The 19,383-nt window shown below is 71.1% G+C and carries 17 protein-coding genes and 1 pseudogene; 5 read left to right on the top strand and 13 right to left on the bottom strand.

Annotation, left to right across the window (positions count from 1 at the left end):
* Positions 1 to 229 (top strand): annotated as a pseudogene (locus ACFTZL_RS21305) (hypothetical protein); the annotation flags it as partial.
* Here ACFTZL_RS21305 and ACFTZL_RS21300 read toward each other — a convergent pair.
* Positions 219 to 2,270 carry a phosphocholine-specific phospholipase C gene (locus ACFTZL_RS21300; protein ID WP_382584961.1) on the bottom strand — a complete coding sequence of 684 codons (2,052 nt, stop codon included), beginning with the start codon at positions 2,268 to 2,270 and terminating at the stop codon, positions 219 to 221. The pseudogene ACFTZL_RS21305 and the gene ACFTZL_RS21300 overlap by 11 nt on opposite strands.
* Before the next feature lie 169 nt (positions 2,271 to 2,439).
* Here ACFTZL_RS21300 and ACFTZL_RS21295 point away from each other — a divergent pair, with 169 nt between their 5' ends.
* The gene (locus ACFTZL_RS21295; RefSeq protein ID WP_382584958.1) at positions 2,440 to 3,723 is read left to right on the top strand and encodes an MFS transporter; all 1,284 of its coding nucleotides are present in this window, start codon (positions 2,440 to 2,442) and stop codon (positions 3,721 to 3,723) included.
* A gap of 13 nt (positions 3,724 to 3,736) precedes the next feature.
* On the opposite strand, the gene ACFTZL_RS21290 is transcribed toward ACFTZL_RS21295, so the two are convergent.
* The 5 genes from ACFTZL_RS21290 to ACFTZL_RS21270 form a co-directional block, all read right to left on the bottom strand.
* Complete coding sequence (locus tag ACFTZL_RS21290; RefSeq protein ID WP_382584955.1) at positions 3,737 to 4,792, bottom strand: hypothetical protein; 1,056 nt, start codon at positions 4,790 to 4,792, stop codon at positions 3,737 to 3,739.
* 155 nt (positions 4,793 to 4,947) lie between these two features.
* Positions 4,948 to 5,382: a peptidoglycan-binding protein gene (locus ACFTZL_RS21285; RefSeq protein WP_382584953.1), complete on the bottom strand. Its 435-nt coding sequence runs from the start codon at positions 5,380 to 5,382 to the stop codon at positions 4,948 to 4,950.
* A gap of 84 nt (positions 5,383 to 5,466) precedes the next feature.
* Positions 5,467 to 8,061: a SpoIIE family protein phosphatase gene (locus ACFTZL_RS21280; RefSeq protein WP_382584964.1), complete on the bottom strand. Its 2,595-nt coding sequence runs from the start codon at positions 8,059 to 8,061 to the stop codon at positions 5,467 to 5,469.
* Positions 8,062 to 8,300: 239 nt separating this feature from the next.
* A complete protein-coding gene (locus tag ACFTZL_RS21275) occupies positions 8,301 to 9,893 on the bottom strand; it encodes a cation acetate symporter (protein ID WP_382584950.1) in 1,593 nt (530 codons plus the stop codon).
* On the bottom strand, positions 9,890 to 10,480 hold the full coding sequence (locus ACFTZL_RS21270) for a DUF485 domain-containing protein (protein WP_382584947.1): 591 nt from the start codon (positions 10,478 to 10,480) through the stop codon (positions 9,890 to 9,892). The genes ACFTZL_RS21275 and ACFTZL_RS21270 overlap by 4 nt, the downstream gene beginning before the upstream one ends.
* A gap of 315 nt (positions 10,481 to 10,795) precedes the next feature.
* Here ACFTZL_RS21270 and ACFTZL_RS21265 point away from each other — a divergent pair, with 315 nt between their 5' ends.
* From ACFTZL_RS21265 to ACFTZL_RS21255, 3 genes are read left to right on the top strand one after another with little or no spacing between them, the layout of a single operon-like run.
* Positions 10,796 to 11,866 carry a Rieske 2Fe-2S domain-containing protein gene (locus ACFTZL_RS21265; RefSeq protein ID WP_382584944.1) on the top strand — a complete coding sequence of 357 codons (1,071 nt, stop codon included), beginning with the start codon at positions 10,796 to 10,798 and terminating at the stop codon, positions 11,864 to 11,866.
* Positions 11,863 to 12,054, top strand: a complete 192-nt coding sequence (locus tag ACFTZL_RS21260; RefSeq protein ID WP_382584941.1) for a hypothetical protein — start codon at positions 11,863 to 11,865, stop codon at positions 12,052 to 12,054. Before ACFTZL_RS21265 ends, ACFTZL_RS21260 begins: the two co-directional genes overlap by 4 nt.
* A complete protein-coding gene (locus ACFTZL_RS21255) occupies positions 12,051 to 12,986 on the top strand; it encodes a PDR/VanB family oxidoreductase (RefSeq protein WP_382584938.1) in 936 nt (311 codons plus the stop codon). Before ACFTZL_RS21260 ends, ACFTZL_RS21255 begins: the two co-directional genes overlap by 4 nt.
* A gap of 24 nt (positions 12,987 to 13,010) precedes the next feature.
* Here the strand turns inward: ACFTZL_RS21255 and ACFTZL_RS21250 are convergent, their stop codons facing one another.
* The 7 genes from ACFTZL_RS21250 to ACFTZL_RS21220 all read right to left on the bottom strand — a co-directional run bounded on the left by ACFTZL_RS21250 (position 13,011) and on the right by ACFTZL_RS21220 (position 19,164).
* Positions 13,011 to 13,685: a GntR family transcriptional regulator gene (locus tag ACFTZL_RS21250; RefSeq protein ID WP_382584935.1), complete on the bottom strand. Its 675-nt coding sequence runs from the start codon at positions 13,683 to 13,685 to the stop codon at positions 13,011 to 13,013.
* Between the two features lie 35 nt (positions 13,686 to 13,720).
* Positions 13,721 to 14,722: a proline racemase family protein gene (locus ACFTZL_RS21245; RefSeq protein WP_382584932.1), complete on the bottom strand. Its 1,002-nt coding sequence runs from the start codon at positions 14,720 to 14,722 to the stop codon at positions 13,721 to 13,723.
* Between the two features lie 5 nt (positions 14,723 to 14,727).
* Positions 14,728 to 15,618 (bottom strand): dihydrodipicolinate synthase family protein, encoded by an 891-nt coding sequence (locus ACFTZL_RS21240; RefSeq protein ID WP_382584929.1) that lies wholly within the window; start codon positions 15,616 to 15,618, stop codon positions 14,728 to 14,730.
* On the bottom strand, positions 15,615 to 16,979 hold the full coding sequence (locus tag ACFTZL_RS21235; RefSeq protein ID WP_382584926.1) for an FAD-dependent oxidoreductase: 1,365 nt from the start codon (positions 16,977 to 16,979) through the stop codon (positions 15,615 to 15,617). The genes ACFTZL_RS21240 and ACFTZL_RS21235 overlap by 4 nt, the downstream gene beginning before the upstream one ends.
* The gene (locus tag ACFTZL_RS21230) at positions 16,969 to 17,283 is read right to left on the bottom strand and encodes a (2Fe-2S)-binding protein (RefSeq protein WP_382584923.1); all 315 of its coding nucleotides are present in this window, start codon (positions 17,281 to 17,283) and stop codon (positions 16,969 to 16,971) included. The genes ACFTZL_RS21235 and ACFTZL_RS21230 overlap by 11 nt, the downstream gene beginning before the upstream one ends.
* The gene (locus ACFTZL_RS21225) at positions 17,280 to 18,434 is read right to left on the bottom strand and encodes an NAD(P)/FAD-dependent oxidoreductase (protein ID WP_382584920.1); all 1,155 of its coding nucleotides are present in this window, start codon (positions 18,432 to 18,434) and stop codon (positions 17,280 to 17,282) included. Before ACFTZL_RS21225 ends, ACFTZL_RS21230 begins: the two co-directional genes overlap by 4 nt.
* A 70-nt stretch (positions 18,435 to 18,504) precedes the next feature.
* A complete protein-coding gene (locus ACFTZL_RS21220) occupies positions 18,505 to 19,164 on the bottom strand; it encodes a hypothetical protein (RefSeq protein WP_382584917.1) in 660 nt (219 codons plus the stop codon).
* Between the last annotated feature and the right edge of the window lie 219 nt (positions 19,165 to 19,383).

The raw sequence follows: 19,383 nt of genomic DNA, 5'->3' as shown, positions 1-19,383 counted from the left end.
CCTCCAGGGCGGCCCGGCGGGCGTGCTGCTCGCGCTCGCCGGGGCCGGCCTGGCGTCCTGGGGCGTGGTGCTGCTCAGCAGGGCGGCGCCCGTGGACCAGGGCCGTCCGGTGGACGACGACCATCCGGTGGCCGCCGTCCTGGCCCTGGAACCCGGCTCGGCCACGGCCGAACCGGCGTTGGTGCCCCGGCCGCACGATCCGGGGCACCTCACCCCGGCTACCCGGTGATGATCGCCGGGTCGCTCACACCCGGCCGGCCGTTCTCGACGTGCCCCGCGAACCGCCGCAGGAACGCCGCGTCGCCCTCGGCGGTGACGGTCAGGTCGTACCAGCGGCGGCTGCGGTCGAGGTCGACGGTCCGCCGTACCTTCGCGCCCGGGCGGACGGTGACGGTCGAGGGCCGGCCGCCGTAACGGTCGGAGAGCTTCAGCCGTGCCGTGCCGGAGCCCTTGTTGGTGAAGGTCAGTTCGACGTCCTCACCGCTGTGGCGGGCGGTGACCTCGCAGCCGGCCGTCTTGTTCGACCCCTTGAAGACCCGCACGAAGCCGTTGGGGCCATGCACGGTCAGGTCGTACGCGCCCGCCGAGTAGGCCGAGTTCCAGGTGTCGGAGAGCGTCTTGCCGGCCTCGGTCGTGTACATCCAGGGGCCGTCGGCGCGGTTGCCGGACGTGATGTGGAAGGCGGCGCCGGCCTTCGGCCCGGAGGCGAAGGCGAGGGTGAGCTTCCCGGCGGCGGCGTCGACCGAGGCGTCCACGTGCGGGGCGTACTTCAGCGGCCGGGTGCGGCGCGGGCCGCGTTCCTGCCGGGGCATGCGCGGGTCGGCGGGCGGGGCCGGCTTGTAGTCGGGGTGGCGTTCGCGGTCCTGCGGCTCGTACTCGTCGGTGCCGGGCAGCGGGACCGGCCGCGCGTCCTTGCGGGAGAAGTCGAACGCGGCCGTCAGATCACCGCAGATGGCGCGGCGCCAGGGCGAGATGTTGGGCTCGCCCACGCCGAAGCGGCGCTCCATGAACCGCAGGATCGAGGTGTGGTCGAGGGTCTCCGAGCAGACGTAGCCGCCCTTGCTCCACGGGGAGACGACCAGCATCGGCACCCGGGGGCCGAGGCCGTAGGGGCCCGCCGTGTTCTTGCTGTCGCCCGGGAAGAGGTCGAGGGAGACGTCGACGGTGGACAGGCCGCGGGAGGCGTCCTTGGGCGGCAGCGGCGGCACCACGTGGTCGAAGAAGCCGTCGTTCTCGTCGTAGGTGATGAACAGGGCGGTCTTCGACCAGACCTCCGGGTTGGAGGTGAGGGCGTCCAGGACCTGGGCGATGTACCAGGCGCCGTAGTTCGACGGCCAGTTGGAGTGCTCGGAGAAGGCCTCGGGGGCGGCGATCCAGGAGATCTGCGGCAGCTTGCCCGCCTTGACGTCCGCCTTCAGCCGGTCGAAGTAGCCCTCCCCCGCCTTGGCGTTCGTGCCGGTGCGGGCCTTGTCGTACCAGGGATCGCCGGGCTGGGCGTTGCGGTACTTGTTGAAGTACAGCAGGGAGTTGTCGCCGTAGTTGCCGCGGTAGGCGTCCTCGATCCAGCCCCAGGAGCCCTTGGCGTCCAGGCCGTCGCCGATGTCCTGGTAGACCTTCCAGGAGATGCCGGCCTGCTCCAGGCGCTCGGGGTAGGTCGTCCAGCCGTAGCCGAGTTCGTCGTTGCCGAGGACCGGGCCGCCGCCGGTGCCGTCGTTGCCCGTGTAGCCCGACCACATGTAGTAGCGGTTCGGGTCGGTGGAGCCGATGAACGAGCAGTGGTAGGCGTCGCAGACGGTGAACGAGTCGGCGAGGGCGTAGTGGAACGGGATGTCCTCGCGGGTCAGGTACGCCATGGTCGTGGTGCCCTTGGCGGGCACCCACCGGTCGTACTTGCCGCCGCGGTAGGCCTGGTGGCCGTCGGGCCAGGAGTGCGGCAGGCCCTCAAGGAACTGCATGCCGAGGTCGTCGGCGTCCGGGTGGAACGGCAGGATCTCCTTGCCGTCCTTCTCCTGGTGCCAGATCGACTTGCCGTTGTCGAGCGCGACCGGACGCGGGTCGCCGAAGCCGCGGACGCCTCTCAGGGTCCCGAAGTAGTGGTCGAAGGAACGGTTCTCCTGCATCAGGACGACGATGTGCTCGACGTCCTCGATCGACCCGGTGCGGTGGTTCGCCGGAAGCGCGGCAGCGCGCTGGATGCTGGCGGACAGCGCACTGAAGGCCGTGGTGGCACCCGCGAGTTGAAGAAAGCGGCGCCGGTTTACTTCGGACATGTAGGACAGACCTCTCATCCTGAGGTACGGGATGGCCGGAACATGACGGAATCTGCGCGGAAGGAGTGTTTCAGGGACACCAAACGCCAAGGAAGGGGCGGGTGACACTCGTGTGAAAGTCGCCGGTACGTGAGGTGTGGCGGCGCGCTTCCAGGGGAGGGTGAGGGGCGTGACAGAGACGCAGACGGTTTCCCCGCCGACGAAACGGCCCGTCCGCCAGCTCCTCGCCGCCTCCGTGGGCAACGCCGTGGAGTGGTACGACTGGTACGCCTACACGTTCCTGGCGACCTATATCGCCGCCCAGGTCTTCCCCGAGAGCGCGGACAACTCGCTGGTGCCGCTGCTGTCCACGTTCGCGGTCTTCGCGGTGGGCTTCTTCATGCGGCCGGTCGGCGGGCTGCTGATGGGCGCGGTCGCGGACCGGCACGGGCGGCGGGCCGCGCTCACGGTCACCATCCTGCTGATGGGCGGCAGCAGCCTGCTGGTCGGACTCACCCCGACCTACGCCTCGGTGGGTGTGCTGGCTCCGGTGGTCCTCGTCGCCGCCCGGCTGCTGCAGGGCCTGTCCGTGGGCGGCGAGTTCGCGGCCTCGACGACCTTCCTCGTGGAGTCGGCGGGCCCCGGCCGGCGCGGGCTGTTCTCCAGCTTCCAGTACGTGTCGACCACCATCGGGCAGCTCGTCGCCTCCGGCATCGCCACACTGCTGGTGAACACGCTGAGCGACGGGCAGATGAACGGCTGGGGCTGGCGGGTCCCGTTCGTGCTCGGAGCCGTGCTGAGCCTGGTCGGCTTCTGGATCCGGCAGGGCGCGCAGGAGACCCGCAGCGCCGAGCAGCAGGAGGCCCCGCGCCCGGGCCTGTTCGAGGCGCTACGGCGGCACCCGCGCGAGTCGCTCCTGATCTGCGGCATCACGGCGGGCGGCACCATCGCCTACTACACGTGGACGTCGTACCTGCCGACGTACGCCGAACTCAACGCGGGTCTGGAGAAGTCGGACGCGCTGCTCGCGGGCACGATCTCACTGGCCTTCTTCGCCCTGCTGCAGCCGCTCGGCGGACTGCTCTCGGACCGCTTCGGCCGCCGCCCCCTGCTGCTCTTCTTCGGCCTGGGCTTCGCCCTGCTCACGGTGCCGCTGCTGCACAGCCTGCGCGACTCGTTCGCCGTGCTGCTGCTCGTGCAGTGCGCGGGCATGGTGCTGCTGACCGGCTTCACCTCGATCAGCGCGGCCGTGAACGCGGAGATCTTCCCGCCGCGGGTGCGCGCGGCCGGTATCGGCTTCCCCTACTCGCTGACGGTCGCCCTCTTCGGCGGCACGGCTCCGTACGTCGGCACCCTGTTCAAGGAGCTGGGGCACTCGGGGCTGTTCCCGTGGTACGTCGCCGTGCTCTGCCTGCTGTCGTCGCTGGTGTATCTGCGGCTGCCGGAGACGGCCCACACACCGCTACGGCGGTGAGCGGGGGGCCCGCTCACGCCCCGGGTCCCCGTCCCGACTCCCCCGCCCGCTCCTCCTCGAGAGGTCCTTCGTACTCTCCGTTGCCGGATCGCCCAGTCGCTCCGGGCGCCACTGGCTCCCCTTCCGCGGCGATCTCCTTGACGGCGGCCCGTTCCGGGTCGGTCGCGGCGTCGGTGGGTCTGCCCACCTCCGAAAGGGTCATCTGGGCGCGGTCGTCGACGAGCCGGGTCACCAGGTGCTGGGCGGCGCCGAAGGCCGCGGCCCAGCCGAGGACCTGCGCCCTGCTGTCGAGATCGCTCAGCCCGGGGACGAAGGCGCCGCGGATCAGCAGCAGTCCGAGGAAGGCCGACAGGGCGCCGGTGGGGAACTTCAGCACCGCCGACGCCAGGGGCAGCATGTAGGGCGAGTCGGTGCCCCGGATGCGCCGCAGTGAGGCGATGACGGTGAGGGCCGCGCCGGCGAGCCCGGCGATCTCGACGGTGAGGATGTCGCGCGACTTGGCCAGGCTGCTGGCGTCGGTGCCCGCCGGGACGTTGTGATGCTCCGCGGTGGGGCAGACCACGGTGATCCGGTCCGAGGCGCTGGGACCGGTCTGGGGCGTGAAGCACAGGCTCAGCGAGCCGGGTGAGAACCAGCCGTAGAGGGCGAGGCCCGTCACGCCGAGCAGTACGAGGAAGGTCGCGGTCCACAGGATGTTGCGCAGACTGCGCACCCGGGCCAGTTCGTCGTCCAGGGCGTTGTAGGCGGCGTCCAGTGCGCGGACCATGAGATCCCGGTCGCTCGGCGTCATGCTCCCGGCGACGATGGGGCGCAGTCGCCGGGCGAGTCTGACCCGCCGGGGATCGTCGGTGTCGAGGTGCCGTTTGACCAGCGCCATGACTTCGCTGGCGCGGCCCGCGGCTTCCTCGTCGGACACCAGTTGAAGCAGCATCACCTCCGCGCTGCGCACATTCGACCAGACGCCCTCGCGGGCCGCCGATCCCGACCACAGCCGACGCCATCCGAAATCCTCGTCGGCGGCCGAGCGGGCCCTTTCGAGATGCCCCCGCATTCCCTCGACAAGCGTCATCCGGTCTTCCGGACAGGGCCTGCATCTTTCGTGTTCCAGCTGCGCTTCGAGATAGGTGATACGCGTCTTGGCCCGTGCGCGCCACGCCGACCGCGGCGGCCCGTTACGCAGGCCTTTCCGGCTGTGCGTACGGGCCGACCGGGTTTCTGTTCTGGTCACTCGTAAACGGCTGGCACGTGCAGCTTGTCCCAGGACTTCCGGCCCGGGATGCCGTCGGCGTCAGGGCCACCGAATCCGAGCTTGCGCTGCCACTTGGCGTACGACTTCTGGTCGGCCGAACTCCACGTGGAGTCGGGTCCGCCGGTGTACACCGAGCAGTTCTCCTCGATGAGGCGGTAGCCCATGGCCTCGATGATCGGGCTGGTCACTGACGCTTGGAAGAAGTCTGCGCCTGGAAAGGGCTCGTACTCACCGTCCGTTTCCGGGGGAGGGGCCACGCGAATTCGCTGGCCGGGGTGGATAACATCGGGATCCTCGATCTGGGGATTCCACTCCAGAATCTGATCCAGCGTCACATGGTGCATGCGCGCGATCTTGGTGAGGTTGTCACCGCGTTTCACTACGTAGAACTGCGTCGTTGTCTTTGCCATGCATCCAGGGTAAATCAATTCCCCGCGACGACAAAGTCCAGAATTCCGTTTCGATTTCAGCTTTTGATTCGGAAACGTCTTTTGTCAGAACCCTTCGGGAAGCGGCTGTTCGGCCCAGATGACCTTTCCCTGGGGGGTGTAGCGGGTTCCCCAGCGGTCGGCGAGTTGGGCGACGAGGAACAGGCCGCGTCCACCTTCATCGGTGGTTTCGGCGTATCGCAGGTGGGGTGAGGTGCTGCTGCCGTCGGAGACTTCGCTGATCATTTTGCTGTCGAACAGCATCCGGACGCTGATCGGGCCGGTGGCGTAGCGGATGGCGTTGGTGATCAACTCACTGAGGATCAGTTCGGTGACGAAGCCGAGGTCTTCCAGATCCCAGATGGCGAGCTGGTGTGCGACGGCGGTGCGTATGTGTCCCACGGCGGCGGGGTCGCGGGGCACGTCCCAGCGTGCCACCCGCTCCGCGGGGAGTGCGCGTGCACGCGCGACGAGGAGTGCGATGTCGTCGCGAGGCGGCTTGGGCAGAAGGACTTCGAGCACCGCGTCACAGGTTCGCTCCGGGTCTGTGTCCGTGCGGCTCAGGGTGCTGCTCAGGAGGTCGAGGCATTCGTCGATGTCCCGGTCGCGGTGCTCCAGGAGGCCGTCGGTGTAGAGCACGAGTTGGCTGCCCTGGGGCACGTCGAACTCACAGGCGACGAAGGGCAGACCGCCCACGCCCAGTGGCGGACCGGTCGGCAGCTCCAACAGCTCGACGCTGCGGTCGGGGTGGACCAGCGTGGGCGGGACGTGGCCGGCCCGCGCCAAAGTGCAGTGACGGGCGACGGGGTCGTAAACGGCGTAGAGACAGGTGGCCCCGATGAGTGCGTCGGCCGATTCCTCCACCTCGTCGCTGGGCTCTTCGACTTCCGTCAGACCGTCGAGGCGGGCGAGGAGTTCGTCGGGCGGAAGGTCCAGAGCCGAGAAGTTGCGCACGGCGGTGCGCAGACGCCCCATGGCAGCCGCGGCGTGCAGCCCCTGCCCGACGACGTCACCCACCACGAGTGCGACCCGCGCGCCGGACAAGGGGATGACGTCGAACCAGTCGCCGCCCACTCCACGCTGTGCCGGCAGATAGCGGTAGGCCACGTCCAGCGCGTTCTGCTTGGGCAGCCCGCGGGGCAGCAGACTGCGCTGCAGGGTGAGCGCGGTGTTGTGTTCCCTGGTGTAGCGGCGAGCGTTGTCGACGCACACCGCGGCGTGGGTGACCAGCTCCTCGGCCAGGACCAGGTCGTCCTCCTCGAACGGATCGAGCTTCCGGGAGCGCCAGAAGCTCGCCACGCCCAGGACGACCCCGCGGGCGCTCAGCGGGGCGGTGATGAGGGAGTGGATGCCGTATTCGATGATCCGCCGGGCGCGTTCGGGGTCCTGGGCCCGCCATCCGGGGGCGTTGCGCAGATCGGGTTCGAGGACGGCCCGGCCGATGGCAAGGCCCCTGACCTGGGGCGTGGAGCGGACGAACTCGATGAGTCGGCCCGTGGGATAGATCGGGGCACCTTCACTCACGCCTGCGGTGGCGGTGCGACGGAGCTGCGTCTCGGTGCCCGCCGGCTCGTCGCCGCGCAGCACGGGCTCGGCGAGATCGACGGAGACGAAGTCGGCGAACTGCGGGATGGCCACCTCGGCCAGCTCCTCGGCGGTTCGGGTCACGTCGAGCGTGGTGCCTATGGACACGGCCGCGTCGTACAACACCTTCAGGCGTTTCTGCGCGGCTTCGACCTTGCCGGACAGCGTCTGAAGTTCGGTGGTGTCCCGGAGCGTCGCGACGCTGCCGGAGGGGCCCCCGTACCGGTCGAGGGGCCGTTGGTTGACGGCCAGCAGCCGGCCCCGGGCAGGATGCACCTCGTCGGCGGCCTCACGCCGCGAGGCCAGCAGCTCGGTGGTCGGTGGGGCGAGGCCGAGCTCGCCCACGGGGCGGCCCTGGGCATTGGGAGGCAGGTCGAGCAGCCGCTGCGCCTCGTCGTTGGCCAGCAGGAGGCGACCGGCGCCGTCGACGATGACCACGCCTTCCCGCGCGGCGTGCAGGACGGCGTCATGGTGCTCGTACATCCGGGTGATCTCGGCGGGGCCCAGGCCGTGGGTCTGCCGCAGCAGACGTCGGCCGAGCAGCGCCGCTCCTCCCGTGATGACAGCCACGGCGCCGAGCGAAACGCCCAGCACCACCGGCAACTGCTCGGTGACCGCGTCGCCGATGTGCTTCGTCGTGACCCCGGCGGACACCAGCCCCACCACCGAGCCACCCGGATTCATGACGGGAACCACGGCGCGTACCGAGGGACCGAGCGTCCCCGTGTAGGTCTCCGTGACCGTCCCACCCGCCTGTGCGGGGGCAATGGTGCCGACGAAGCGCTGCCCGATGCGGTCCGGGTCGGGGTGGGTGTAACGAATCCCGTCCCGGTTCATGATGACGATGAAGTCGACGTTCGTGCGCTCCCTGGCGGCCTCGGCCCGTGGCTGGAGCACCGCGGTCGGATCGGGGGCAGCGAGCGCCTCGAGGATCCCGGGTGCATTGGCGATGCTCTCCGCCACAGCCAGAGATCGCTGTGCGGCCTCGCGCCGGCTGTCCCTCATGGCGTCCAGGACGAGAACGGCGGTGGCGCCGGCGGCGAGGAGCAGGATGACCGCGATCTGCAGCAGGAACATCTGGCCGACGACACTGTGCACGCTCAGCAGCGAACGCCGTCCCCGTCGCGTCTTGTGTACGGGCGGGTCGGTGAAGAGGGGGCTCTGGGTTTTCCCGGAGCGGCGGCTCGGCCCACCCATGGACCATTTCTACCCCATTGGACTGAAATGCTCGAACCTTTGCGGAGGCCGCACCACGTCGGACCCTCTCGCTTTACCATCCGCTGTCAGATGAACGCACTGCGTGACTTGTCGGCGGACTACCTACGGCCAGGACCGGTGAGAACTCGGATCTCGGTCTCCGTGTAGTCGGCCCCGCCCGGCTGACGCCGGTCGCGCACCGAGCCGGCCCAGCCGAGCAGAAATCCCACGGGAATCGAGATGAGGCCGGGGTTTCGCAAGGGGAACACGACGAAGTCCGTGCCCGGCAGCAGCGCCGTCGGGTTCCCCGAGACCGCAGGGGACAGCGTCGTCAGCAGCACGGCGACCGTCAGGCCGCCGTACATGCTCCAGATCGCCCCCCTGGTCGTGAAGCCCTTCCACCACAGGTTGAACAGCAGTGCGGGCAGGATCGAGGAGGCCGCGATGGCGAAGGCGAGGCTGACCAGGAAGGCGATGTTGAGGTGCTGGGCAAGCATCGACAGCGCGATCGCCGCCACACCGATCAGTCCCACGCCCATCCGGGCCACGGCGAGTTCGCTCTTCTCGGACGCTCTGCCCCGCATGATGGTCGCACCGTAGACGTCATGGGCCAGGGAGGCCGCCGCGGTGAGCGTGAGCGCGGCGACGACGGCCGCGATCGTGAGGAAGGCGACGCAGGAGACCACGGTGAGCAGGGTCTGTCCGCCCAGCCGCTCCGCCAGCAGCAGCACGGCCGTGTTGCCCGAGGGAGAGTCCTCGGCGATGTCCTTCGACCCGATCAGTGCCGCCGAGCCCAGGCCGGTCACCATCTCGAACACGGTGAAGACGATGACCAGGCAGGCCGCCCACGCGGCCGACTTGCGCGCTCTGCGTCCGCTGGAGACCGTGCCGATACGCATGAGGACGTGCGGCAGGGCGGCCGCCCCGAGCACGAACGCCAGTTGCAGACTGATCGAGTCGATCTCGTTGGTGCGATCGTGGAAGCGAATGCCGGGTTCCAGGAAGGGGTCACCGAAGCCGCTCCGCAGAACGGCCGCGTCCAGCAGACGCGCCGGGCTCCAGCCGAACTCCGACAGGACGGCCAGTACGACGAACAGACCTGTGGCGAGGAGCACCACGGCTTTGATGTTCTGCACCAGGGTCGCCGCCCGCATACCGCCGATGAGGACGTAGAGGACCATCAACAGTCCGAGTGCGGCCACGACGAACCGCTGGGCACCGTCTCCGTCCACGCCCAGGACCGTCGCGGCGAGCGCTCCCGCGCCGACGAGCTGGGCGGTCAGATAGAGCAGGCAGACGACCACGCTCGTGATGCCCGCGGCCAGATGCACGGGGCGGGCGTGCAGCCGCAGCGCAAGGGAGTCGCCGATGGTGAACCGGGACGTGTTGTAGTACGGCTGGGCGACCACCAGCACCAGCAGGGACCAGGCGACCATCGGCGCCAGCACGTAGGCGATGCCGTCGTAACCCGTGAGTGCGACCAGACCGGGGTTGCCCAGCATTCCCGCCGCGGACATGTAGGCACCGAAGATCGCCAACCCGTTGACCACCGACGACAGCCGCCGCTGACCGAGGTAGAACCCGCTCAGTTCGTCCTCTTCGGGGAGGATCGACCCGATCGCGAGGAACAGCGTGAGGACGACGCAGAGGCCGAAGACAACGAGGATGGGGAAGACGCTTCCGGAACCCGGGAGCGCGAGGACGGAGTTCACCGGTGGCTCTCCAACCGGGTGAAGGGGCTGCTGTGGCGCTCGGCCATGGGATCCAGTGAGTTCCGCGCGTACCGGACGTACCACAGGACCGACACGCCGGTGATCACCACTTGCGCCAGCACCAGAGTGAGCCCGACGTTCAGCGGACCCGCCCAGGAGACCGCCAGCAGACCGGGCGCCTCGTTGGCCAGGACTACGCCGGCCATCTGGGCGCCGAGGACCGCGGCGGCGACCTGGGCGGGGCGGCGGCGCGCGGCACGCAGTTCGGCCGGGACCGGCTCTTCCCCCGCCGGCCGTGTCGCAGGCGCGGCCCGAGGCCGGTCTTCGTCAACGGCCAGGTCCCGGACCAGGTGAAGGGCCCAGGCTCTTCGTTCGGCCCGGACGGCCGAATCGGCGGTGTGAGCCCCCTGCAGGGACCGCTGATACGGGTCCAGGAGCGCGGCCGGCTGGTCGACGGCCTCATAGGCGCGGGAGATGGCGTGCCGCAACTCCGCGGCGGAGTAGACGCGTTCGTGGTCCAGGGCACTGAGGTAGAGCGCGGCAGCCTCGGGAGGATCTTGGTCGGGGAAGGGCATGAGGAAATCCATGAGTACTCCTCGGCGCCAGTGGCGCGGAAAATGGAGAGCGCGGCATACGAGGCTTGTGGCGGCGCGCGTTGTCCCGTCCCGTGGATGGGGGGGGCGGATGTCAGTGGCGAAGACGCTGCCGCAGCGATCACCGGCCGACAAGGCCGTGAGCGGCAACGATCCGGGCTACTTGCGTGCGTTGCGTTCCCTGCGCGCAACTGTCGTCCGCTTCCGCCTGACGGAAGTTGCCTTGCGCGGCGGTCGCAGCCGTCAGGAATCTGAGTCCAACCACGGCACGCGGGGCGACGACGCCCCGCCGACAGGGACGGGAACGCCATGCCTCACACCACCGCCTTCGCCAGGAACCAGTGGTACGTCGCCGCCTACAGTCACGAGGTCGGGCGGGAGCTGCTCGGCCGGACGATCCTCGGTGAGACCCTCGTGCTGTACCGGACCGAGGAGGACGGCACGCCGGTCGTCCTGCACGACCGGTGTGTGCACCGCCGGTACCCGCTCTCCGAGGCCCCGACCCGCCTCGACGGCGACCGGATCGTGTGCGGCTACCACGGGTTCACGTACGACACGACCGGTACGTGCGTGTACGTGCCGGGGCAGAAACGGGTGCCGCGCACCGCCCGGGTCGCCTCGTACCCCGTCGTCGAGCAGGACTCGCTGATCTGGGTGTGGATCGGCGACCCCGCGCTCGCCGACCCGGGGACCATCCCCCGGGCCAGGCACCTGGACTCCCCCGGCTGGGTCACCGTGCGCGGCATGGAGCCGATCGACTGCGACTACGGCCTGCTCGTCGACAACCTCCTGGACCTCTCCCACGAGACGTATCTGCACGGCGGGTACATCGGCACCCCCGAGGTCGCCGAGACGCCGATCACCACGGAGGTCGACGAGGGCGCCGGGATCGTCCGAGTGAGCCGGCACATGGACGACGCCGAGTGCCCGCCGTTCTACGCCAGGTCCACCGGCATCGAGGGCCGGATCACCCGCTGGCAGGACATCGAGTACCACACCCCCTGCCTGTATCTGCTGCACAGCCGCATCGCCCCGGTCGGGGTGCTGCCCGAGCCGGACGGCAGCGACCCGAACGGCTTCCACACCGAGATCACGTACGCGATCACTCCGTCCGGCGACGGCAAGGTGTACGACTTCTGGGCCGTCTCGCGCGACTGGGCGACGGACGACGCCGAGGTCACCGAGTTCCTGCGGGGCAACAACCACACGGTCGTGATGCAGGACGTCACCGCGCTCAACCTGCTGCAGAAGACGCTCGGCACGGAGCGCACCGGCTATCAGGAACTCAGCATCAACATCGACACCGGTGGTCTGGCCGCCCGCCGTATCCTCGCCCGGCTGGTCGAGGAGGGCGACAAGCCCCTGGAGAAGGTCCAGTGACATCGCCCTCTTCCTCCGGGACCGGCGAGATCTACCGCATCGACTGGCTCCCCGGCACCGACGTCCTGCACGGCACCTGCCACTGCGGCCGTGAGCACACCGCGCAGGATCCGGTCGAGATGTGGGAGTGGATGCTCGCCCACCCCCAGGGGCACTTGGTCCACGAGCCGCGAGGGAACAGCTCATGAGCGTGTACGAAGCCGAACTCGTCGTCGAACGGCGGGAGTTCGCCGCCGACGGCGTGCTCGCCCTCACTCTGCGCCACCCGCTGGGCGAGCCGCTCCCGGACTGGGAACCGGGCGCCCACATCGATGTCGTGCTCGGCCCCGGTCTGGAGCGGCAGTACTCGCTGTGCGGCGACCCGGCGGACCGGTCGGTCTGGCGGATCGCGGTGCTGCGCGAGCCGGACGGGCGGGGCGGATCAGCCCATGTGCACGAGCAGGTGGGGCCGGGCGACGAGGTCCGGGTGCGCGGCCCACGGAACAACTTCGGCCTGGAGCCCGCCCCGCGCTACCGGTTCGTCGCGGGTGGTATCGGCATCACCCCGATCCTGCCGATGCTGGCCGCGGCCGAGGCGTCGGGCGCCGAGTGGACGCTGCTCTACGGCGGTCGCACCCGCCGGTCCATGGCGTTCGGCGAGGAACTGGGCCGGTACGGCGACCGGGTGACGATCGCGCCCGAGGACGAGACGGGGCTGCTGGACCTGCCCTCGGTGCTGGACGAGATACCCGACGGCACACTCGTCTACTGCTGCGGCCCCGGCCCGCTGCTCGACGCGGTGGAGGCCCGCAGCCCCTCCGGGGTACTGCGCGTCGAGCGGTTCCGGCCGAAGGACCAGGAGAGCGGCGACGACACCGAGTTCGAGGTGGAGCTGGCACAGAGCGGCAGGACGCTGACCGTGGCGCGGGACGTGTCGGTGCTCGCGACCGTGCGCGCCGCCGGGGTCGAGGTGCTGTACTCCTGCGCCGAGGGCACCTGCGGCACGTGCGAGACCGATGTCCTGGAGGGCGAACCGGACCACCGGGACTCCGTACTCACCGACGACGAACGCGCGACGGGCGAGACGATGCTCATCTGTGTGTCCCGCTGCCGTGGGAAACGGCTGGTGCTGGACCTGTGATCCGGGCCGCCTTCGGTGAGGCGGTCAGGGCGCTGCCCACAGGCCCCGGACATGTCCGAGGTGCCGGGTCATCACCGTCCGTACGGCCTCCTCGTCGCGGGCGAGCAGCGCGTCCAGGATCTCCAGGTGCTCCTCCGCCGACGCCTCAAGTCGCCCCTGCCCGGCGAGCGCGGTCAGCCCGTACAGCCGGGAGCGGCGTCTGAGGTCCCGTACGACGTCGACGAGGTGGTCGTTGCCGGCGAGGGCCAGCAGGCCGAGGTGGAAGCGCAGGTCGGCCTCGACGTAGGCGATGAGGTCGCCGGCCGCCGCGGAGGTGACGATCTCCTGGGCGACCGGGCGGAGTGCCTCCAGTGCCACCGGGTCGGCCGTGACCGCCAGGCCCGCCGTCGTGGGGATCTCGATCAGCGACCGGATGTGGGTGTACTCGTCGAGTTGCCGCTCGGAGACGGCGGTGACGCGGAAGCCCTTGTTGGGCACGGTGTCGACCAGGCCCTCCTTGGCGAGGTCGAGCATGGCCTCGCGCACGGGCGTGGCGGAGACGCCGAAGCGGGTGGCGAGGCCGGGGGCCGAGTAGACCTCGCCGGGGCGCAGTTCACCGGCGATCAGGGCGGCCCGCAGCGCGTCCGCGACCCGCTCCCGGTGGCTGGGCTTCCTGCTGCCCAGCAGGGGCAGGGCGGGGGTGTGCTGCGGGGCAGCCATGACGGTCGCGGTTTCCTCTCGTGGTCGGGGCCGGCCTACAGGACGAATCCGGCCGGGAACGGGTCGTCGGGGTCGAGCAGGTACTGGGCGGTGCCGGTGATCCAGGCGCGTCCGGTGAAGCTGGGCCGTACGGCCGGGCGGCCGGCCACCTCGGTCGTGCCGAGCAGTCTGCCGGTGAACCGGGTGCCGATGAAGGACTCGTTCACGAACTCGGTGTGCAGCGGGAGTTCGCCGCGCGCGTGCAGTTGCGCCATACGGGCGCTGGTGCCCGTGCCGCAGGGCGAGCGGTCGAACCAGCCGGGGTGGATGGCCATGGCGTGCCGGGAGTGGCGGGCGGTGGAGCCGGGGGCGGCCAGGTAGACGTGGTGGAGGCCGTGGATGGACGGGTCCTCCGGGTGGACGGGCGGGTCCTCGGCGTTGACGGCGGCCATGAGGGACAGGCCCGCCCGGAGGATGTCGTCCTTGCGGGACCGGTCGAAGGGCAGGCCGAATTGCTCCAGCGGCAGGATGGCGTAGAAATTGCCGCCGAAGGCGAGGTCGTACGTCACCGTCCGCCCGTCGGCGAGGGTGGCCTTGCGGTCGAGTGCGACGGCGAAGGAGGGCACGTTCTGGAGGGTCACCGCCTTGGCGACGCCGTGCTCGACCGCCACCTCGGCGACGACGGGGCCCGCCGGGGTGTCGAGCCGGATGGTGGTGACCGGCTCGACGACCTCGACCATGCCGGTCTCGACGAGCACGGTCGCCACGCCGATCGTGCCGTGCCCGCACATCGGCAGATAGCCGGAGACCTCGATGTAGACGACGCCCCAGTCGCAGTCGGGCCGGGTCGGCGGCTGGAGGATCGCACCGCTCATGGCGGAGTGGCCGCGCGGCTCGTTCATCAGCAACTGCTTGATGTCGTCGCGGTGTTCGCGGAAGTACAGCCGCCGCTCGTTCATGGTGGCGCCGGGAATGGTGCCGATGCCGCCCGTGATCACCCGGGTGGGCATGCCCTCGGTGTGCGAGTCGACGGCGTGCAGGACGAGTCTGCTGCGCATGGTCCCTAGGCCAATCCGGCCGCTACGGCCTTCTCGGTGGCGGCCCGTACGGCGGCCTCCTGCTCGGGCAGCAGCGGCACACGCGGCGGTCGGCAGGGGCCTCCGTGGCGGCCGACGAGGTCCATGGACAGCTTGATGGCCTGGACGAACTCCACCCGCGAGTCCCACCGCAGCAGCGGATGCAGCTGCCGGTACAGGTTCCGCGCGGTGTCGAGGTCGCCGTCGACGGCCGCGTGGTACAGCTCGACCGAGGCCTGGGGCAGCGCGTTCGGGTAACCCGCCACCCAGCCCTTGGCGCCCGCGACGGCCAGCTCCAGCAGGACGTCGTCCGCGCCGATCAACAGGTCCAGTTCGGGGGCGAGTTCGGCGATCCGGTAGGCCCGGCGGACATCGCCGGAGAACTCCTTCACGCCCCGGATGTGCCCCTCGCCGTGCAGCCGGGCGAGCAGCTCCGGCACCAGGTCGACCTTGGTGTCGATCGGGTTGTTGTACGCCACGACCGGCAGGCCGGCCTTCGCCACCTCGGCGTAGTGGGCGACGACGGACCGCTCGTCGGCGCGGTACGCGTTCGGCGGCAGCAGCATCACCGCCTTGCACCCGGCCTCGCCCGCCTGTTCGGCCCAGCGCCGGGACTCGGCGGATCCGTACGCGGCGACGCCGGGCATGACGCGCTGCCCGCCGATCGCGGCGACGGCCGTCTCGACGACCCGGGCGCGCTCCTCGGGGGTGAGCACCTGGTACTCGCCGAGGGAGCCGTTCGGCACGACGCCGTCACAGCCGTTCTCGACGAGCCACGCGCAGTGTTCGGCGTACTGGTCGTAGTTGACGGAGAGGTCGTCGTTCAGCGGGAGCGCGGTGGCGACGAGGACGCCGCGCCAGGGGCGGTGATCGGTCATGACTGTCCCTCCTGGGGGTGTTGCCGTGCGAGGACGCCGAGCGGAACGGGACGGGCGAAGGGCCTTCTGGCCGGGGCGGGCGGGCATCCGGCGAGCCCGGCGACCGCGCTGCCGCACATCCGGCCCTGGCACCAGCCCATCCCGGCCCGGGTGAGCAGCTTCACGGTGCGCACGTCGCCCGCTCCGAGGTCCAGGGCGTCGCGCACGGCACCGGCGGTGACCTCCTCGCAGCGGCAGACCACGGTGTCGTCGGTGATCTGCTCGGGCCAGTGCGCGGGCGGCGCGTAGGCGGCGTCGAGAGCGGCGGCGGATCTCCCGAGCCGCGTACGGGCCTTGAGGGCGGCGGGGGCCGGGTCGGCGGCGGTGCCGTGCAGATACGCGGCGACCGAGCACCCGGCGATGTGTCCCTCGGCGAGGGCGAGGGCCGCGCCGCCGACGCCGGTGGCCTCGCCGGCCGCCCACACGCCGGGCACGTCCGTGCGCTGCTCGGTGTCGACGGCCACGGCGAGCCCGTCGAGGCCGCAGCCGAGGCCCTCGGCCAGGTCGGTGTGCGGGAGCATGCCGTGCCCGACGGCGAGGGTGTCGCAGGGCAGGTGCCGTTCGGTGCCGGTCCTGACCCGTCCGTCGCTGTCCAGGGCGGCGACCGTGACGCCGGTCAGCCGGTCGTCACCGTGGGCGCGGACGACGCTGTGCCGGGCGAGGACCGGCACGCGGTGACGCAGCAGCCGGGCGGCGTACCCGGCGCCCTCGGGGAGCTTGCCGGCCAGGGCCCGGCCGTGGCGGGCCAGGCGCTTGGGGTCGGCGGACTCGACGAGCGCGGCGACCTCGACGCCTGCCGCCGCGAGCCCGGTCGCCACGGGCAGCAGCAGCGGCCCGGTCCCGGCCACGACGGCTCTGCGCCCCGGCACCACCAGAGCGCCCTTGAGCATGGCCTGGGCGCCCCCGGCGGTGACGACGCCCGGCAGGGTCCAGCCGGGGAAGGGCAGCACCTGCTCGTAGCCGCCGGTGGCCAGCAGCACGGCACGGGCGTGCACCTCGGCCGGCTCCTCCTGCTCCGGACCGAGCAGCGCGTGCACGACGAACCCGTCGGACCCGCGCTCCACACACCACACATGATGATCGGTCAGCACCCGTACGGCACTTGCGGCGAGTCCGTCGCGCAGCCGCTCCCAGGTCCGCCACCGGTGGTGCAGCGCCTCGGGCCGCCCGGCCCCGAGCCCGGCGGCGGGCTGCCGGTAGAACTGCCCGCCCGCCTCCGTCGCCCCGTCGACGAGCGCGACCCGCGTGCCTCGCGCGGCCGCCGCGAGGGCGGCGGCGAGGCCGGCCGGTCCGGCCCCGATCACGACCAGGTCAGTCCGCATGGCGCACCCCCTCATGGCCGGTCCCCTCCTGCGTGCCGATCACGTCCCCCGGCCGCACCGGCACCAGACAGGCGCGTCGGTTGGGGCGGCCGTTGACGGTCACCAGGCAGTCGAAGCAGACGCCGATCCCGCAGAACACCCCGCGCGGACGGCCCTCGCCCCGGGTGGCGCGCCAGGAGGTGATGCTCGCCGCCCACAGCACGGCGGCGACCGTCTGCCCGGGCAGCGCCTCGACCGGCCGCCCGTCGAACGTGACCGTGAAGGCGGGGCCGGGCCTGGCTCCCGCCAGCTCCAGCGGATTCACTCGGCCTCCTCGGTGAAGCGGTCGGGCCGGAACGGTCCGAGGTCCAGGTCGGGCTCCTGCCCGGTCAGCGTCTGGGCGATCAGATGCCCGGTGCCGGTGGCGAGTCCGATGCCCGCGCCCTCGTGCCCGCAGGCGTGGAGAAGTCCGGGCGCCCGGGGGTCCGGGCCGATCGCGGGCAGATGGTCCGGCAGATACGGCCGGAAGCCCACGTAGGTGCGCAGGGCCCGGACATCGGCGAGGAAGGGGAAGAGGTCCGTCGCTCCCGCCGCCAGCGCGCGCAGTGCCGGGAGCGACAACGACCGGTCGAAGCCGACCCGTTCGCGGCTGGCGCCGATCAGGACCGGCCCGGCGGGCGTGCCCTCGACCACCGGGGAGGTCTGCAGCGCCGCCGAGTCGCTCGCGACGTCGCCCACATAGTCGGCGGCGTACACCTTGTGCCGGATACGGGGCGGCAGCGGCTCGGTGACCAGCACGAAGCCGCGCCGGGGCAGCACGGGCAGGGACACGCCCGCGCGGGCCGCGATCTCGCCGCCCCAGGTGCCGGCCGCGTTGACGACGGCCGGGGCGTGGATGTCGCCCCGGTCGGTCCGCACCCCGCGCACCGCACCGCCGGGCCCCCGCGGCACCGCGGTCACTTCCCGGCCGGTGAGCAGCCGGGCGTTCGAGGCGCGCAGCAGGTGCGCCGCCGCGAGGGCGGGCATCACCTGGGCGTCCTGCGGGTAGTGCATGCCGCCCGCGAGTCCGGGAGCCAGATACGGCTCCAGATCGGGAAGCCGGTCGGGCGGCACGGGGACGGCCTCGACCCCGGCCGCGCGCTGCCCGGCCGCGAATTCCTCAAGCCCGGCCAGTGCCCCGTCGGTGCCGGCGACGACGACGCCGCCCTTGGCCTCGTACTCGACCGGCTTCCCCAGCCCCTCCCGGGCCAGTCCGGTCCACAGCCGGGCGGACAGCAGGGCGAGTTCGAGCTCGGGTCCGGGTTCCTTGTCGGAGACGAGGAGGTTCCCCTCCCCCGCGCCGGTCGTACCGCCGGCCACCGCGCCCCGGTCCACCACGATGACCTCGAGGCCGGCACGGGTCGCGTACAAGGCACAGGCGGCGCCGACCACTCCGGCTCCGACCACCACGACATCGCAGGTCAGCGACTCGCTCACGCCAGTACTATGTCACACACCACATCGCCTGGGAATGGGGCGAACGCCGGTTGACTCAGGCCGGAAGGGCTCAGTCGGCCGCCGGTACGACCCTCAGGTGGGAGGCGGTGCGACGCGTCCCGCGCTCCCTGGACGGGGTGCGGCGGGCCTCGCGCAGGACGAACGTGAGCCGGGTGCAGCCCAGCTCCTCGAGCGTCCTGGACGTCTCGACGACGACCCGGCACTCGGTGGCGCCCCGGCGCGGGTCCGGGTGCAGCAGCGGGCGTACGGCACCGTCGTGCTCGACGGCGTCCTCGCCGACCGAGCGGATCCAGTGCGGCAGGCCCTGCCGGTACGCGGCCTCCATGATCGGGTCCTGGGCGATGTCACGGCGGACGGCCTGGAGCCCGTGGTCGGGGCCGTGGCTCTCCACGGTGCGCGCGAAGTGCGCGAGCATCGGCAGGCACCAGCTCGACTCGTGCTCGCCGAGCACCGTGGGGGCGTCGGGGTGGAACAGCACGAACCTGAGGAAGTTGTCGCCCGGCATGGCCGTCGGGTGCGGACCCACGCCACCGAAAAGTGACCGGAACGCGCTATTGGTCAGCGCCACGTCCCAGCAGTGGTCGACGACGAGCGAGGGAGAGGAGACGGCTTCAAGAAGCCCGGCGTAGTCCTCCAGATAGGCCTGGGCCTCTGGAGTCTCGGCGACGGGCCGCGGTGCCGGCCGCTGCCCTCCTGCCTGATATGCCATCGGGAGGTCACCCCTCTTGCCTGTGCGGCCTTGACGCGGCGCCCCGATCCTGCTGCCCGGAGCTGAGGCGTGTCAACTATCGTGGCATTTCGTGCCTGTTGACGGCTGAAATTGGCCACAGTTGTGGCGAGACCTGGATGTGAGTTCGAAGCACCGGCTACGCTCCGGGAAGTTCACGCCGGGGAAAGTCACGGCATCCACTTGTGAGAAGCCTGTGAG

The sequence above is a fragment of the Streptomyces sp. NPDC056948 genome, assembly GCF_042674225.1.
GTDB classification, from domain to species: domain Bacteria; phylum Actinomycetota; class Actinomycetes; order Streptomycetales; family Streptomycetaceae; genus Streptomyces; species Streptomyces purpurascens.
The sequence above is the reverse complement of the archived record's forward strand: the minus strand, read 5'-3'. Positions and strand labels throughout refer to the sequence as shown.